The following is a 13,863-nucleotide window of genomic DNA, read 5'->3' as shown; positions in this document are numbered from 1 at the left end:
GGCCACATCCGCGAAAGGGCGGCGAAAGACGCCGAGAGACGGTGAACGGGCGGCGACGGGGCGGCGATGCCGAGGCGCCGAATCCGCCCGGACACCGATGGAAGGGTCGCTTTCAGGGCAGTTGAACGGTCGGCCGCGTCGGCCCGTACGGTCACCGCCACGATGTCCGGGGGAGACCGGCCCGTGTGACGCTAACGTTGATCCGCACGGTGACAGCGACGGTGCCGGGGAGGGCGCACCGCGCGGAACACCGGGAACGAGGAGTGCGCGACATGCTCGATCCCACTTCGGTGGCGGCGATTTCGGCGGTACTCGGCGCGGTCGGCTCGGGGATGGCCAACGAGGCCGGCAGATGGGCCTGGGAGTCCACCGGGGGTGTCGTGCGGAGAATCGTCGGCCGCGAGGTTCCCGCCCCCGTGGCCCCGGACGAGCGGGAGGACGTGGCCCGCATGGTCCACGACCGGCTCCGTACCGATCCGCAACTCGCCGCCTCCTGGACCGCTTTCGCCGCCCGGACGCGCCGCGACCCCGGCCCGGCCCGCTCCGTCCGGTCGGACCTCCCCGCCTCCATAAGGTTCTTCACGGATCGCAAGGAGGCGATGAAGCAACTCCGGAAGGAGGCGTCGCGCCGCGCCGACGGACGGCCCAGGCTCGCCCTGGTGCACGGTCCGGACGGCATGGGCTCCAGCACCCTCGCCGTGCACTTCGGAGCACAGCCCACCCGCCTCTTCCCGGACGGTCAGATCTACGCCGACCTCGGTGGCCGAGGCGTCGGTGGCGCGCGGGACGTCGGAACCGTACTGCGTGCCCTGCTGCGTCAACTTCGGGTGCCGAACGAGGAGATGCCGACCGGGACCGACGAGCTGGGCGAATTCTTCCGGCACCGCGTGGCGGACCGGAAACTCCTGATCGTGCTCGACCACGCGTACTCCGCGTCGCAGGTGAGGCCGTTCCTCACCCCGGCACTCGGCGTGTTCACGATCCTGGTCGCCCGCGCCCCCTTCCCCGGCATCGACGCCGTCCGGGTGCCCGTCGGCCCGCTCACCGACCGGGACGCGGTGCGGCTGCTCACCGACATCACCGGCAAATCCACGGTCGCCGCGGCCCGTGCCACTCTGCCCTCGCTGCTCCAGCGCTGCGGCGGGTCGCCGTACGCCCTGCGCGCCGCGGCGCACCAGCTCTCCGCGCCCACCCTCCCGCCGCGTCGCGCCGAGGCGGACGGCGACCCGGTACGAGCGGCCGCCGAGGACAACTACCGGCTCCTGGCCCCGGAATCCGCCCGGCTGTACCGGCTGATGGCGCTGCGCGACTGGCCCGCCCTCGACGCAGCCACGGCCGCCCGGACCACCGGCCACGACCCCGACGCGACGGCGGAACTCCTGGAGGACCTGGCCGACCGGATGCTCCTGGAGCGCGGCTCCGGCGCGACCGGCAGCGGTCGCTACCACTACCGCCACGCGGTCCGCGCGCACGCCGAGGCGGCGGCGATCCGGGACGACGGCATCGCGGCCTGCTCGGCGGCGCTCGCCCGCACTCTGAGCGCCTACGCCGACCTGGCCGCATCGGCCGCCCACCAGGCGCTCCCGGAGAGCTGGCGCGTCCCCGCGCCCGCCGAGCGCCACACCGGGCAGATGTACGAGGACCGGGGGGCCGCCCTCGACGCGCTGCTCGCGGAATCGGGCAATCTGGTCGAGGCGGTGCGCTGCGCCGAGGAGTCCGGCGACCCGGACACCGCCGTACGCCTGTGCCGTGCCCTGTGGCCGCTACAGCTCAAGGCCGGCCACCACGAGATGCTGCTGCCGGCGCTCCGCATCGGGGCGCGTCTCATCGACACCCATCGCCCCACGAGCCTCGACGCCGGAGCACTCCACGCACAACTCGCCCACTCCCTGACCGAGTTGAAGCGCTGGCGGGAGGCGGAGACAGAGGCTCGGGCAGCGGCGGAGGCCGAGGAGGCGGCAGGCCACAAGCGGGGCCACGCCTCGGCCGTCGAATTCCTGGGGCTGCTGAGGCTGCGCCAGTGGCGTTACCAGGAGGCCCACGACTGCTTCGAGGAGGCCGGCGGCATCCTGGGCACCATGGACGGACAGGACGAGGGCACGGGCGACGTGCCGCGCGCCGAGGCACTGCTGGAGCGCCATCGCGGGCGGGCGCTGCGCGGGCTCGGGCGAGGCGAGGACGCCCGGCGGAAGCTGGAGACGGCGCTGGCGTACTTCCGGTCGAGCGGTGACACGTACAACACGGCCCGGAGCCTCACGGATCTCGCCGAGACCTGGCTGGACGAGGACGACACCGAATCGGCGCGCCCGCTCGTCGAGGCGGCGATCAGGACCCTCGACGGCCAGCGTGCCACGTACCACCTGGTCCATCTGCGACGGCTCCGGGAACGCTGCGTGGCGCCGTAGCCGCTCGTCACGGCTCTCCTCAGTACGCCGAGCCGGACGGCGACAGCGGAACGACCCGCACGCGATGAAGCCGGTCGCCCGTCCGCAGGACGAGCCCGTCGGTCACTGCCCGCTCCAGTCGCGCGTGGGCGGTGACCGCCTCCGGGCTCTCCGTGGCCAGCCAGGCGTGCAGGGCGGAGGCGTACGCGGCGGGGTCCGCGCCGGCCACGTCCGCCGTCTCCGTGTCGGGCACCGCCACCATCCGGAGCGGCTCCTCGTCACGCACCCGGACCACGCATTCCGACGGGCCGGTCACATAGGCCGCCAACGAGCAGCCGCGATGGCGGCGGAGCACCTCGGCGGTCCAGACGGACGGCGATCCGAACCGCGGGTCGTCGGGTTCGCCCTCCCGGAAGATGACGTCGGCCAGCTCCAACCGGTCCACCTCGCGGGTGTCCTCGTGGACGGCGATGTGCAGCTCGCCGGCAGGGTCGGATCCGGCCCCGGGCCGAGCTCCCGTCCAGCGGCCGACGGCGATCTCCCCCGGTCCGAGCACCCGGGTCAGAACCCGCAGCGGCACGGTGACCGTTCCGGCCTCGTACCCGGGCAGCGGTAGCGGCTCCAGTGTCGCGGGCCGACCGGGTTCCGGCGCACCCATCATCGAGTAGAACAGCTTCCTGAGCCGGACCGCCGACTCACCGGGCACGGAGGTGGTGAACTCGGCCGGACCGGGCAACGGCCGGTGGCAGCGGATGAGTTCGTCGATCTGCGCGGCCAGGGACGCTTCGGGGTCGAGCCTCGGTGCCTCCCGCATGAACGCGGAGATCGGCGCGTCGGGATCGAGGGCGTGGAGCGGCACGGCCCCCAGGAGCACCGGAGTGCCGAGGGCGGCCGCGTAATAGGTGACGGAACCGTGATCCCCGATCACGGCGTCGGCGGCCAGCAGTGCCTGCCGCCACCCCGTCAGCGGATCGATCAGCGCCATCCCGCCGCGCCGTGCGCGATCGAGCCAGGCACGGATCTGACCGGGGCCGTGCCCGTGCCAGATGTTGGGGTGCAGCACGGCGGCGAACCGGTACTCGTCCACGGGGAACTCGTCGGCGACCCGGTCCAGCAGCGCGGCGACGACATCTCCTCCGCACCAGCCGTCCCCCGGGACCTCGGTCCCGTCACCGAAGAGCGACTCGGAGTTCCAGGTCGAAGTGAGCAGGACGAGCCGCTGACCGGGGCGTATGCCCAGCGCCCGGCGGAAGCGCTCGCGACGGGGCCGTGCGGCGAGGATCCGGTCGAAGCAGGGATCCCCGGCGAGCACGGCGGTGGGTGCGGCCTCGGGGCAGGCGAGGCGCAGCCGTTCGAACTGTTCGGGGTGGGAGAGTACGAGCGCGTCCGCGACGGGAGCACCCCGGTCCGACAGCAGCCACGGAGGCGCGAGCCCGAACACGGGCGCGGGCACCGCGGCCCTCGCCCCCGATCCGGTGTCCGGTGTCCGGTGTCCGGTGTCCGGTGTCCGGTGTCCGGTGTCCGGTGTCCGGTGTCGCCAGCCTCTTAGTGTAGCCAACGCCGTGCGAGAGGACGGCCAACTGCCCTGAAAATACGTCCAGTTCACCGCCGAAGCTGGCGGAGACGACCAGGTCGACCGCAGTCGCGGCGGCCTGCTCCCACGGCAGTACCGGCACCCCAGTGTCGGCGAGCAGTTCGGCAGTGCCGGCCGTGAACGCGGAGGAGCCCGTGCAGGTCACCAGCAACTGCACCCGCAGGTCGTCGTCGAACAGGGGCAGTACATCGAGCAGCCGCGTCGCGGCGGTCACGTTGTGCACGACGAGCAGCACCCGCAGGCACTTCCCCCGGGTCGCCCACCGCGCCGCATCGTCCCCCACCGGCACCCGGACCCACCCGGCCCGCCCGTACTCCATCCGCACGCCCCTCATCCACCCCGGCCCGTCCGCGGGCTCCGCGTCGCCCGTGCGACCGGCCACGCCAGTCAACCAGCACGATCGCCGCGCCGGCCACCGAGGGGGCGTCACACGGCCATCGCCACCGATGTCTTGTTCAGTGCGTCGTCGTGCGCAGCGCGACCGTGTCCGCTCCGGCTCGGGTTCCGGTTCCCGAAGACGACGACCCGCAGCAGTACGAACCGTCCGACCCCCGCCAGGGCGGACGCCGACAGATAGACCGTCTGCGTGACCAGGGGCGGGGGGCCGGGCCGCACGGCGTACAGGCAGAGCAGCGCCCCCGTGGTGAACGCGTAGCTCACGGCGACCGTTGCCCCGGACCGGAGATGGACCCGCCACCCCCGGCGTTCGCTCCGGAACGAGATCCGCCGGTGCAACTCGGTCGCGACCACCGTGGAGACGACGGTGACCAGCGCGTTCGCGACGGCCATCGGTATTCGCCCACTGAGCAGCACGACCGCGGCGCTCGATGCCAGCCCGACCCCGCCTCCACACACGACGAACCGCGCGAAGGCCGAGGCCAGGGGCCGAAGGGCGCGCGTCCGCCGACGCGTTGGGGCGGTCACGGGCTGGCCTCCGGAAGGTCGGGGGAACGGCGATTCGATTCCACCCCAGAACCTACGGAGTCAGCGTCGTTCGAGCGACCCGATAACGTCCGGTTCAAGTGGGGAACAACCGGGAACCCACTCCGGACCGGCCCCGGGAGACGTATTGGGTGACGTACCCGGCCATAACTCTCGCGACGCCCAGGTAGGTTAAGGCCATAGCTTGATCAGTTCCGCGTCCGGAGGTCTTCATGAGTGAGCAGCAGTCATCCGTCACCCCTCCCGCCAACCCGGTGTCGGACCGGATCGACACCACCAGGCCTCATTCCGCCCGCTTCTGGAACTACTTCGTGGGCGGCAAGGACAACTACGAGGTCGACCGCGAGGTCGGTGACCAGATCAAGGCCTTCTTCCCGGGGCTCGTCGACGTGGCGGTGGCGGGGCGGCAGTTCCTGCGGCGTTCGGTGGGCCACCTCGTGACGGAGCGGGGCGTGCGGCAGTTCCTGGACATCGGGACGGGGCTGCCCACCGCGGACAACACCCACCAGGTGGCCCAGGACATCGCGCCCGAATCGCGGATCGTGTACGTCGACAACGACCCGCTCGTGCTGACCCATGCCCGTGCGCTGCTGACCAGTTCCCCCGAGGGCGTCACCGACTACATCGACGCCGACCTCTACGACCCGGACACCATCCTCGCCGAGGCGGCCAGGACGCTCGACTTCGACCGGCCCGTGGCCCTGATGCTGCTCGGCATCCTCGGTCACGCGGGCGACTTCGCGAAGGCGCGTGAGGTGGTCGGCAAGCTGATGGCGGGGCTGCCCGTCGGCAGCTACCTCGTGATGTACGACGGGACGCGTACCAGCGAGGGCATGATCGCCGCGGAGAAGGCGTACATCGAGAGCGGCGCGGTGCCGTACTACGTGCGCGAGCCCGACGAGATCGTCACGCTCTTCGACGGACTGCGGATCCTCGACCCGGGCTTCGTCCGGCTGAGCGAGTGGCATCCCGACGCCGACAGCGCGACCGTGCCCGCGGACGTCGACGCCTTCGGGGGTATCGGCGTGAAGGAGTGAGGTGCCCCGGGGCCCGATGAGGGTGGCCGGCCGCCGGATCACGTGTGTCCGCGCGGCCGGCCGGGCGATCGCTGGGAGATCCTGAGGCAGGAAGCTGATCAGTACCAGGGGGAGTGCCAGATGACAGGGTACGGATCCGGTGCGGACCGCATCGACACCACAAGGCCGCATCCCGCGCGGGTGTACGACTGGTTTCTCGGCGGGAAGGACAACTATCCCGTCGACGAGGAGCTGGGGAGACAGATCGCCGGGCTCTCGCCGGACACGAAGCGCATCGCTCGCCACAACCGGTGGTTCATGCACCGTGCGATGCGCCGGCTCGCGGGCGAGGAGGGGATGCGGCAGTTCCTCGACATCGGCTCCGGCATTCCCACCGAGCCCAACCTGCACCAGATCGTCCAGAGCACGGCTCCCGACGCCCGGGTCGTGTACGTGGACAACGACCCCATCGTCCTGGCCCATGCCGGGGCGTTGCTGAACGGGACCGCCGAGGGAGTGACGGCGTACCTCGACGCCGATGTGCGGCAGCCGGAGCGGATCCTCGAACTCGCCGCCGGCGTGCTCGACTTCGACCGGCCCGTCGCGCTCTCCCTCATCGCCCTGATGCACTTCATCGACGACGGGGACGGCGGCGAGGGGGAGGGGCGGAGCGAGGGGGCGTACGCGCTGGTGGAGCGGTTGATGGGGCGGCTTCCCGCCGGGAGCTGCCTGGTGCTGTCGCAGCTCACCGGTGACTTCGACCCCGAGAGCGTGGCGAAGGGGGTGGCCTCGTACGCGGCGGGCGGTGTGACGCTCGTACCGAGGTCCCACCGGGCCGTCGGCCGGTTCTTCGACGGGCTGGAAATGGTGGAGCCCGGCCTCGTGCCGGTCGTCGACTGGCATCCGGAGCTGAGCGTCGGCGAGCTTCCGGTGGAGACGCAGCCGGTGCCGATCTACGGTGCGGTCGCCCGCAAGCCGTAGCGTCCCGGGCGCAGGGGTCGGGGCCGTCCGGAGACGGCCCCGACCATGTGCTGCCGTGCCGGCCGGCTACTTCCGCAGCTCGACCGTGAAGCCGCGTCCGGTGGAGAGGGACGGCGTTTTGACCTGCGTGATCCCGGTCGCGGGGTCGGTGAACCAGCCCGATCCGGCCTTCGCGAGCTCCGCCGCCGAGCTCACCCGGTGCAGGCGGCTGTGGCCCATGACGACCTGCGACGGTGTGTGCTCGCCGTGCACGGTGAGGTCGTACGAGCGGGCGGACACCTTGCCCCGGTAACTGCCCACACTCGCACCGATCTTGACGGTGGTGGTGCCCTTCTTGCCGTGGGCGGGTGCCTGGACCCGGACGTGCTGGGTGGCCGAGGCGCCCTCGGCGAATTTCCGCGTCACGCCGTCGTCCTCGTAGAGCGTGTACTCAGTGGTGCCCTGCGGGTGGATGTCGTAGCCGAGCCGGGTGCGGTCCCGGGACTCCCAGGACACGGTGCCCTCGGGCCACATCGGTACGATCGATCCGCCCCGGACGAAGAGCGGCAGGGTGTCGAGCGGAGCCCTGTAGCCGTTGACCGTGGTCGGGCCCCGGTACGTCTTGCCCGTCCAGTAGTCGGTCCAGGTGCCCTTCGGCAGGTAGATGCCGTCACGGACGTCCGTGTCGCTGTACACCGGCGCGACCAGGAAGTCGGGTCCGGCCAGGAACTCGTACTTGGCGTCCGGACCGAGCGCGGCCGGGTCGTCGGGGTACTCCAGCGCGAGCGGCCGGACCGCGCCGACACCGGTCTCCGTGGCCTCCTTCGACAGGGTGTACATGTACGGCAGCAGCCGCTCCTTCAGCATCAGGTACTTGCGGTTGATGGAGGTGTACGGCTCACCGTCCAGCCACGGCTGCTGATCGTGCGGCTGCTTGGTGGTGATGTCACTGGCCCAGCCGTCCATGGTCATGATGGCCGGGAGGAACGCCTTCCACTGAAGGTCGCGGGTGTACATCTCGGGGTCGTGACGGTAGATGCTGCCGACGTCGCCCGTGTTGTACGCGATGCCGGACATGGTGGCTCCGGCGTACGTCGGGATCTGCCAGCGGATGAAGTCCCAGGACAGGCTCTGGTCCCCGCTCCACAGCACACCGCAGCGCTGCGCACCGGCCCAGGACACGGGCAGCCAGACGAAGCCGCGGGCGTCGCTGTTGTTCTCGATGCCGGCCTTGGCCTGGTCGCAGGCGTCCAGCGCGAAGCCGTAGCCGCCGCCGACCCAGGCGACGTCCAGCTTGCGGACGCGTACCCCGGCCTTGGCCTCCGAGGCCTCGTCGGGCAGACCGTCCTGGGTCCACAGCCCGAGCTGGGCGTGGTTCTTGTTGAGCCCCGCACCCGTCTCCGGCAGGTTCTCGTAACCGCAGCCGTAGCCGTCGTTGACGAGCATCCAGCCGAGCGGCATCCCGTTGTCGACGTAGCTGTCGGAGACCTTCAGCGCGTCCAGGGTGTGGCGCTCGCCCCGGTTGGCGTTGTGGAGGTAGCAGTCGGCGGAGCCGGGCTCCAGCCCGTACACCGGAGGCATGAACGGCTTGCCCACCAGGGAGGTGTACTTGCCGATGACCGTCTTGGTGTCACCGGTGAAGTAGTACGCGTCCAGGCGCCGTTCCTGCTGGCCGGTCCGTACCGGGGAGTTGAAGTCGTAGATGCCGGGCGTCATGGTGTTGCGGAACACGCCGTAGCCGGCAGTGGAGAGATAGAACGGCTGGGAGTTGTTGTAACCGCCCTCGTTCCAGTTGGTGTTGTTGCCGACGTTCATGAGCCGGCCGCGGTGCGAGAAGCTGCCGTTCTGCTCGCCGCCGCCGAAGAACTGTTCGTCCGCGCCGCGCTTCAGGCTCTGCCGCATGCCGCCGCCGGTCCAGCGCAGCGGATCGGCCTCCTGCCAGATGGCCGTGCGGTTGTCGGCCTTGTAGAGGCCGAAACGCAAGGGCTTCTTGTACACACGCAATACGACGCCCTTGGAGCGGATGCCGTAATAGGTGCCCGCGTCGAAGGACTCGGTGCGCGGTTGGGCTTTGGGCTGCTGCCGGATCATGTGGCTGTCCTTCGGGTCGGCGAGTACGCCGTCCGGGGAAGCCTGCAGCCGCAGTGTGTCGTCGGTGAAGAACTCGGCGCGTGCCTTGAGCGCACCGGCCGCGATCTCGTACCTGCCGTGCGAGCCGCCGAAACCGGTGAGGTTCCCGGCGTCGGTGGCCTCGGGCAGATACGCCTTTCCGCTGAAGGAATTGTTGTGCACGTCGTAGGGGACGACCACCACGTGGTAGGTCCCGGAAGCCTTCGGGATGACCGCGGACTCGGGGTCGGCGGTGCCGGCGCTGGAGGCCACCTGTCTGTCGGCCGAGTCGTAGATGTACATGTCGAAGTCGTCCGTGGGCGTCTCCCACTGGATGGAGACCGGGACACCACCCTCGGGGTTGTCGTCCCACTGGCCCTCGGGCGGGTCGACGGTCAGGTCGAACCGGGCGCAGACCGCGTTGTCGGGGTCCTCGGCGGCCGTGCCGCACTTGGCGGGCGAGTCGACGGTGCCCTTGGCGTAGACCGGGCTCTGCCACGTCACGTTCTTCGTGGTGCTGTCCAGGGTGCCCGAGGGGGTGGCCGCGGCGTGTGCCCGCGGGGCGGGGGCGGTCAGGGCGGTGAGCGCGAGGACGATCACCGAGAGCGTGCCGGCCGCCGCTCGACCGGGACGTTTCTTGAGTATCCGCAAGGAGTGTTCTCCGTTCGTACCGAACAGTGAAATAGGCAATGCCTGCGCAGACATGATTGAAACTCGGGAGATTCGAGCATCAGAATTCACCGTGCGACCGGTGCATGTCAACGTCCGGATCGGCGTTCCTTGCCGGTGCTCCGGTCAACGTTCCGGAAAGTGCCCGGATCGTGAATTCACGGAAGGGCGGTGGTGGGGGCGGGCGGTGGGAGCATCCCGCCCTTTTGGTCAGGCATGGTCGAAAAACGGGCTCACAGGATCGCAAGAGTGGCGGGAATGGTTGTGAACAGTGCCCGAAGGCTCACCGAATTTCCCTATAGTGAAGGCGCGTTGATCAACCGACCACCGCAACGAGCGAAGCCTTCGTCGCAGGAGATTCCGTACGATGACGACGCCCGCATCCGCGGTGTCAGGACACCCGACCGCATCCACGCCGACCGCCGCCGGACACTGCCCGGCAGGAGCCGGCCGCTCCGCCGTGCCGCTCAGCGGACCCGAGTTCCACACGGAACCCCATGTCGTCTACCGCGCCATGCGAGGCGAACACGGCCCCGTCGTACCCGTCGAGCTGCCCGGAGGGGTTCCGGCCTGGCTGGTCATCGGCTACCGCGAACTCCACCAGGTCACCAGTGACGGCGAGTTGTTCCCCAGGGACGTCGGACTGTGGAACCAGTGGGGGAACATCCCCGAGGACTGGCCGCTGCTGCCGATGGTCGGCCGGCCCATGCCGTCCATCTACTTCACCGCCGGTGCCGAGCACCGGCGTCACGCCGCGATGGTCGGGCAGGCCCTCGAAGAGGTCGAGCACTTCGAACTCCGCAGGGACTGCGAGGAGTTGGCCGACCGCCTCGTGGACGGGTTCTGCGACCGCGGCACGGCCGACCTGATCGCCGACTTCGCCGTTCCGCTGCCGGTGCTCGTGCTCGCCCGCCTGGTCGGCTTCGCCGACGCGGACGGGCCGCGGATCGCCGAGGTGCTCCGGGACCTGGCCGACGGCGGACCGGGCGCGCAGGAGGCCCATCTGCGGTTCGGCGAGAGCATGCAGCGCCTGCTGGCGGCCCGCCGGGCCTCGCCCGGGAACGACGTCACCTCGCGCATGCTGGCGTACGCGGGGGAGTTCACCGACGAGGAGTACGTACTCGACCTGATGGCCATCACGGCCGCGGGACACCTCACCACCGCCGACTGGATCGGCAACTCGCTCCGGCTGATGCTCACCGACGACCAGTTCGCCGTGGCGCTCACCGGCGGCCGGCACAGCGTCGCCGAAGCCATGAACGAGGTGCTCTGGGAGGAAGGTCCGACGCAGATCCTCGCCGGGCGCTGGGCGGCCCGCGACACCCGGCTGGGGGACCGCAGCATCCGCGCCGGGGACATGCTGTTGCTGGGCCTGGGCGCGGCCAACGCCGATCCGCACATCCGCCAGCACCTCTCCGCCTCGGGCGGACCGTCCGGTCAGCGCGGCAACAGCGCCCACCTGGCGTTCAGCCACGGCGAGTACCGCTGCCCCTTCCCCGCGCAGGAGATCGCCGAGATCATCGCCCGCACCGGCATCGAGGTGCTGCTCGACCGGCTCCCCGACCTGGACCTCGCCGTTCCCGTCCCCGAGCTGGTCCGGCGGCAGTCCGCCTTCCTGCGGGGCATGACCGCGCTGCCCGTCCGGTTCGCCCCCGTCCGTCCGACAGGAGACCCGTCGTGAACTGCCCGCACGCCGCCGCCCGGGGTGCCGCTTCGAGCGGCGCTCCCGTCGTCATCGATCCGCTGGTCCAGGACCTGGACGGAGAGACGGCCCGACTGCGCGACGCGGGTCCGCTCGCCAGGATCGAACTGCTCGGCGTTCCGGCCCTGACCGTCACCCGGCACGCGCTGGCCCGCCAACTCCTCGTCGATCCCCGCCTGGTCAAGGACCTCGACGCCTGGGGACTCTGGCAGCGCGGCGAGGTCACCCACGAGTGGCCGCTGATCGGCATGATCGACGCCGGGCGCTCCATGTTCACCGTGGACGGCGCCGAGCATCGACGGCTGCGCACCAAGACCTCCCAGGCGCTCACCCCGCGCCGGCTGGAGGAGATCCGCCCGGACATCGAGAAGTTCACCGAGGAACTGCTCGACGCGCTCGACGAACAGAGCCGCAGGAGCGAGAACGGCGTGGTCGACCTCAAGTCCGTGTTCGCCCAGCCGCTGCCGATGCGCGTCGTCGGCATGCTGATGGGGGTGGACGAGGCCGAGCACCCCATGCTGATGAAGCGGTACAAGGCGTTCTTCTCCATGCTCACCCCGCAGGAGGAACGCCTGGCGCTGCTGGCCGAGTTGGACGTGTTCTACGCCGCTCTCGTACGCGAGAGGACGGCGCGCCCGACCGACGACCTCACCAGCGCGCTCATCCTGGCCGAGGAAGGCGGCGCACCGCTCACCGAGGAAGAGGTGGTGGGCAACCTCAAGGCCATGGTGGCCGCCGGGCACGAGACCACCATCGGGCTGATCCTCAACGCCGTACGGGCCCTGCTCACCCACCCCGACCAGCTCCGACGCGTCCTCGACGGCCAGATCCCGTGGGAGACGGTGATCGAGGAGACCCTGCGCTGGGACACCCCCACCACCCATCTGCTGATGCGGTTCGCCACCCAGGACATCCAGGTGGGCGACGAGGTGATCGCGAAGGGCGAGGGAGTGGTGATCTCCTATCGCGCCATCGGCCGTGACATCGAGCAGCACGGGGCGGACGCCGACGCCTTCGACATCGCCCGGCCGGCTCCGATCCGCCACATGACCTTCGGCCACGGCCCGCACATCTGCCCCGGAGCGGCGCTCTCCCGCGTGGAGGCGGGCATCGCCCTGCCGGCACTCTTCGCGCGCTTCCCCGCGCTGCGGGCGGCCGTCCCGGACACGGAGGTCCGCAAGCTGCCGGTGATGACACAGAACGACATGGAGGCCTTCCCCGTACTGCTGCACGGCTGAGCACCTGACCACCCGTCGGGCACCGCCGTCCGTGGGATACAGTTCTCGCAGGTCATGAGTTCCAGTGCACAGCCCCGGCTAACTGGACGGCATCCCGCTCCGCTGCGGGTGCTCCGGGTGACGACCGGCCCCGTGCGCAGCGCGCGGGGAACAGCGGACCGTCGGGGCAGAGCACCTGGGGTCCAGGATCCCGGGAAGGCGAAGCACCATGCTCCCCCACCTCGTCCGGAACGACGGCTGCACCAGCTACGGCCCCGGCCACCACGTCCACTGGATCCACACCAAGAAGTGCCACCAGGAGCCCGGCCAGGCCATGGAGCTGCTGCTCACCTCCGGTGACATCGGCGCCGACGGCTGGTTCGCACTGCGCCCCGCCTTCGACCATGCCGAGGAGCTGCCGAAGGTGTGGACGCACGCCCCGGCGGCACTCACCGAACTGCTCACGGTCCACCGCGGACGGGTGTTCTGGCTGCCGCGGTGGCACGCCCTGAAGCTGGTGGACTCCACGGGCCGGGCCACGGCCCTGGTCAATGCGGGTTTCGAGGGCGGCACGCCGTGCGCGACGACCGCCCCCGACCCACGGCGGACGGTCGGCGGCACAAGCTACGGACTGTAGCCGCACATCACCCCAGCGCGTCCGCCAGCGCGCTGTCCGCCGCCGCCTGTGACTCCTGCCAGCGGGTGGTCAGCGGCACCCACACATGGATCCCCTGCGGCATGCCCACGGCGGCCGCGCGGAAGGCGACGCCCAGGTGGGAGGGGTCCGCCGCCACCGAGATGCTGCCGACGACGTGGCCCTCGGCGGCCGCCGGGTCCGCGGTCCGCACGGCGGCGTACGCCCGCTCGCCCGGGGACAGCTCGTAGGGGCCGCTCCCGGCGGGCGGGACGGCCTCGGCGGAGCCGTCGAGGCCCCGGAAGGTGATCGTGGGGATCCGGTCCACCACGCAGGCCCGGCCGCCGTTGTTGACGACGTCGATCCGGGCCGCGTTCCGCTGTCCGCCGGGTGCTGCGTGCACCGAGAGGGACTTCTCCTGGCAGGTCGCGAGGCGGCTCGCGGTGCCGTTCGTCGCGGACGCCGTGGTGCCGGTCAGTGGCAGGGTGGCCGCGACGGCGAGTGCGGCGGTGAGAGCGGAGCGAAGACGCATGGTGTTTCTCCCGTTGGATCGACAGCCTGCGGATAGCGGCCGGACGGCCCGTCGGCGGGTGCGGCCGACATGGACAGTGTGAACCGTATGACCTGACCTCCGCG

At 70.9% G+C, this 13,863-nt stretch carries 10 protein-coding genes and 1 riboswitch; of the genes, 6 read left to right on the top strand and 4 right to left on the bottom strand.

What is annotated here, in order from left to right:
- The first annotated feature begins 272 nt into the window (after positions 1 to 272).
- Positions 273 to 2,405: a tetratricopeptide repeat protein gene (locus ACFVH0_RS02790; protein ID WP_385817656.1), complete on the top strand. Its 2,133-nt coding sequence runs from the start codon at positions 273 to 275 to the stop codon at positions 2,403 to 2,405.
- A gap of 19 nt (positions 2,406 to 2,424) precedes the next feature.
- Here ACFVH0_RS02790 and ACFVH0_RS02785 read toward each other — a convergent pair whose 3' ends face one another.
- Both ACFVH0_RS02785 and ACFVH0_RS02780 read right to left on the bottom strand, forming a co-directional pair.
- Positions 2,425 to 3,837, bottom strand: coding sequence for a hypothetical protein (locus ACFVH0_RS02785; RefSeq protein WP_385817655.1), 1,413 nt, complete (start codon positions 3,835 to 3,837; stop codon positions 2,425 to 2,427).
- Between the two features lie 567 nt (positions 3,838 to 4,404).
- Positions 4,405 to 4,833: a GtrA family protein gene (locus tag ACFVH0_RS02780; protein ID WP_385817795.1), complete on the bottom strand. Its 429-nt coding sequence runs from the start codon at positions 4,831 to 4,833 to the stop codon at positions 4,405 to 4,407.
- A 299-nt stretch (positions 4,834 to 5,132) separates the two neighbouring features.
- On the opposite strand from ACFVH0_RS02780, the gene ACFVH0_RS02775 reads away from it, so the two are divergent.
- On the top strand, positions 5,133 to 5,957 hold the full coding sequence (locus ACFVH0_RS02775) for an SAM-dependent methyltransferase (protein ID WP_385817654.1): 825 nt from the start codon (positions 5,133 to 5,135) through the stop codon (positions 5,955 to 5,957).
- Positions 5,958 to 6,077: 120 nt separating this feature from the next.
- The gene (locus tag ACFVH0_RS02770; RefSeq protein ID WP_385817653.1) at positions 6,078 to 6,917 is read left to right on the top strand and encodes an SAM-dependent methyltransferase; all 840 of its coding nucleotides are present in this window, start codon (positions 6,078 to 6,080) and stop codon (positions 6,915 to 6,917) included.
- Between the two features lie 66 nt (positions 6,918 to 6,983).
- Here ACFVH0_RS02770 and ACFVH0_RS02765 read toward each other — a convergent pair whose 3' ends face one another.
- Entirely contained in the window at positions 6,984 to 9,656 is a 2,673-nt protein-coding gene (locus tag ACFVH0_RS02765) for a TIM-barrel domain-containing protein (protein ID WP_385817652.1), read from the bottom strand.
- 385 nt (positions 9,657 to 10,041) lie between these two features.
- Between ACFVH0_RS02765 and ACFVH0_RS02760 the strand changes: the two genes are divergently transcribed.
- The 3 genes from ACFVH0_RS02760 to ACFVH0_RS02750 all read left to right on the top strand — a co-directional run bounded on the left by ACFVH0_RS02760 (position 10,042) and on the right by ACFVH0_RS02750 (position 13,230).
- The gene (locus ACFVH0_RS02760; RefSeq protein WP_385817651.1) at positions 10,042 to 11,355 is read left to right on the top strand and encodes a cytochrome P450; all 1,314 of its coding nucleotides are present in this window, start codon (positions 10,042 to 10,044) and stop codon (positions 11,353 to 11,355) included.
- Complete coding sequence (locus tag ACFVH0_RS02755; RefSeq protein ID WP_385817650.1) at positions 11,352 to 12,614, top strand: cytochrome P450; 1,263 nt, start codon at positions 11,352 to 11,354, stop codon at positions 12,612 to 12,614. The genes ACFVH0_RS02760 and ACFVH0_RS02755 overlap by 4 nt, the downstream gene beginning before the upstream one ends.
- Positions 12,615 to 12,664: 50 nt before the next feature.
- Positions 12,665 to 12,774, top strand: a riboswitch (SAM riboswitch).
- A gap of 48 nt (positions 12,775 to 12,822) precedes the next feature.
- Positions 12,823 to 13,230, top strand: coding sequence for a hypothetical protein (locus ACFVH0_RS02750; protein ID WP_385817649.1), 408 nt, complete (start codon positions 12,823 to 12,825; stop codon positions 13,228 to 13,230).
- Positions 13,231 to 13,237: 7 nt separating this feature from the next.
- On the opposite strand, the gene ACFVH0_RS02745 is transcribed toward ACFVH0_RS02750, so the two are convergent.
- Positions 13,238 to 13,759 carry a DUF4232 domain-containing protein gene (locus ACFVH0_RS02745; RefSeq protein ID WP_385817648.1) on the bottom strand — a complete coding sequence of 174 codons (522 nt, stop codon included), beginning with the start codon at positions 13,757 to 13,759 and terminating at the stop codon, positions 13,238 to 13,240.
- Between the last annotated feature and the right edge of the window lie 104 nt (positions 13,760 to 13,863).

It is taken from the genome of Streptomyces sp. NPDC127117, from assembly GCF_042677325.1.
In the GTDB taxonomy this organism is placed as follows: Bacteria; Actinomycetota; Actinomycetes; order Streptomycetales; family Streptomycetaceae; genus Streptomyces.
The sequence above is the reverse complement of the archived record's forward strand: the minus strand, read 5'-3'. Positions and strand labels throughout refer to the sequence as shown.